The sequence below is a fragment of the Microcystis sp. M53603_WE2 genome (assembly GCF_030065435.1).
This window is the reverse complement of sequence record NZ_JASJFF010001093.1, coordinates 1-2,547: the sequence shown is the minus strand read 5'-3', so window position 1 is coordinate 2,547 and position 2,547 is coordinate 1. Positions and strand designations below refer to the sequence as shown.

The 2,547-nt window shown below is 46.7% G+C and carries 2 protein-coding genes; both read left to right on the top strand.

The window, feature by feature from the left end; all coding sequences use genetic code 11:
* The first annotated feature begins 76 nt into the window (after positions 1-76).
* Complete coding sequence (locus PX481_RS23075; RefSeq protein ID WP_002757332.1) at positions 77-838, top strand: DUF3887 domain-containing protein; 762 nt, start codon at positions 77-79, stop codon at positions 836-838.
* 46 nt (positions 839-884) lie between these two features.
* Entirely contained in the window at positions 885-2,183 is a 1,299-nt protein-coding gene (gene eno / locus PX481_RS23070; protein ID WP_147069427.1) for a phosphopyruvate hydratase, read from the top strand.
* The last annotated feature ends 364 nt before the right edge of the window (positions 2,184-2,547 follow it).

Below are 2,547 nucleotides of genomic sequence, written 5' to 3'. Positions count from 1 at the left end.
CTTTAACTAATGAACAATGGCATCAATTCAATCGTCAAGTGGAAAAACGTTATTTATTTGCGGAGCAATAGCTGAAATGATGCGGCTTTCATTAGCGAAACGGGTATCGATTCTCTCTTTGTGTTTAATTGGTTTTTCCCTGCCTTGGACCGCGTTCAGCGTTTCACCGGTACAGGCGAACCTAGAACCAACTGCGATCGCTATTGGTGATCCCGTCCGAGAAGAAAAGCAAGCTCGGCAGTTAGTAGAATGGTTGGGAACTAAACAATACGACAAAGTTATTGCAGCTTTGTCACCCCAACTAAAACCCCTCTGGACTGCCGAAAAACTGCAAAAGGTCTGGGAAAGCCAAGTCACTGACAATACTGGACCGTTTAAGCGCATTGTCAAAAGCAAGCTACTCGATGCTATCAATGCCAATTTGGTGATTGTCACCGTTGAATTTGAGAAACTCACTGAAGATGTGGTAATTACCTTTAACCGGTCCGGTCAGATAGTTGCCGCCGATTTTCCCGAATTTCGCAGTATTTCTGAGATTGGCGATGCTTTTGTCACGTCCTTGGTCAATAAAGACTACGGCTTGGCCCGAGGTTTTTTACACCCTTTCCTGAAAGCTGAGGTTTTCCCCACCAGAGTACAAGGTGCTTGGGAGAATTTACTTAAGCGTACCGGCCCCGTGCGTCGGATCGTGGGAACTCAGGTCAGAAAAGGCTCGGATACGGACGGTGTGGATCTGGTGTTGGTGACGATTCAATTTGAAAAACTGACGGATACCTTAATCCTCGTTTTTGATGATCAAAAGCAGATTGTCAACGTGGATTTCCCTTTAGGCAATTAGTAATCAGCCGAAATTACCCCGTAAATTGAGTTGGAGACGATAAGTTATGTTAGATAAAATCGAAGTTCCCATCGAAGCGATCGCAGCTAGGGAGATTCTAGATTCCCGCGGCCGTCCCACGATCGAAGCCGAAGTGCTGTTAGAATCGGGGGCGCTCGGTTTGGCCCAGGTTCCCAGTGGCGCTTCTACGGGTAGTTTTGAGGCCCACGAATTACGCGATGATGATCCCCAGCGTTACGGTGGTAAGGGTGTCCTGAAAGCGGTTCGCAATGTCCACGAAAAAATTGTCCCGGTTTTGCAGGGGATGAATGCTTTCGACCAAGCTAGTATCGATTTAGCTATGATTGATCGCGATGGCACGGCCAATAAACGAGAATTAGGGGCTAATGCTATCCTAGCCGTCTCTCTGGCTACGGCCAAAGCGGCGGCGGCAGATCTGGGATTACCTCTCTATCGTTATCTCGCAGGTCCGATGGCCAATGTGCTACCCGTCCCAATGATGAACGTGATTAATGGTGGTTCTCACGCTGATAATAACGTCGATTTTCAGGAGTTTATGATCTTCCCCATCGGGGCCGATTCTTTTAAGGAAGGTTTGCGTTGGGGGGCGGAAGTATTCGCCGCTTTGGGTAAGGCCTTGCACGAACGCAAATTACTGACCGGTGTGGGCGATGAGGGCGGTTATGCTCCGAATTTGGCTTCAAATCAGGAAGCTTTGGATATTTTGATCGAATCGATCGAACGTGCTGGTTATAAACCGGGGTCGCAGGTGGCTTTAGCTATGGATGTGGCCGCCAGTGAATTCTATCGGGATGGTCAATACATCTACGATGGTTCTGCCCATTCTCCCGCCGAAATGGTGGATTTTTTGGCTAGTTTAGTTGATCGCTATCCGATTATTTCTATTGAAGACGGTTTACACGAGGAAGATTGGGATAACTGGAAATTATTGACCGATAAACTGGGGGCGCGGATTCAGTTGGTGGGCGATGATTTGATGGTGACTAATCCCATCCGTCTGCAAAAAGCGATCGATCTGGGTATTGCTAACTCGATCCTGATTAAACTCAATCAGATCGGTTCTTTGACGGAAACCCTACAAACGATCGCCCTGGCTACCCGTCACGGTTATCGTTCTGTCATCAGTCATCGTTCCGGAGAAACGGAAGACACCACGATCGCAGATCTGGCGGTGGCTACTAATGCCGGACAGATTAAAACTGGTTCTCTCAGTCGCAGTGAACGGGTGGCTAAGTATAATCGCTTATTACGCATCGAAGCAGAATTGGGCGATCGGGCGGTGTACGCGCCGAAAGTCGGTTTGGGTCCAAAATTCTTGGCCTAAAATTTGAAAAAAGTTTGCAGTGATCGAAAAAGGGTGTTATACTAAAGGTACTGATAACTGATAACTGGTCACTGACTATTGTGGTACTTCGCTGAAACCCTTTTCGGCGAAGTGTTTATTTTTGGCCTTTTTCTGCCCAAAGGTATGATTTTTGGATCAAAGGTGTTACACTAGGGGTACTGATAACTGATAACTGGTCACTGACTATTGTGGTACTTCGCTGGAACCTTTTTCAGCGAAGTATTTATTTAGGGTTTGCTGAATAATGGTAAAACCCTTTTAAAATAAAGCTTTTGACCTGTTAAAGTCCGATGTTCATGCTGCGAAAATAGGATTGGGACGTTCAAAAACCTTGCATTATCCT

Excerpts from the sequence above, each read along its gene's own strand:
- PX481_RS23075 (WP_002757332.1), top strand. The coding sequence starts at position 77 with ATGATGCGGCTTTCATTAGCGAAACGGGTATCGATTCTCTCTTTGTGT.
- eno (WP_147069427.1), top strand. The coding sequence starts at position 885 with ATGTTAGATAAAATCGAAGTTCCCATCGAAGCGATCGCAGCTAGGGAG.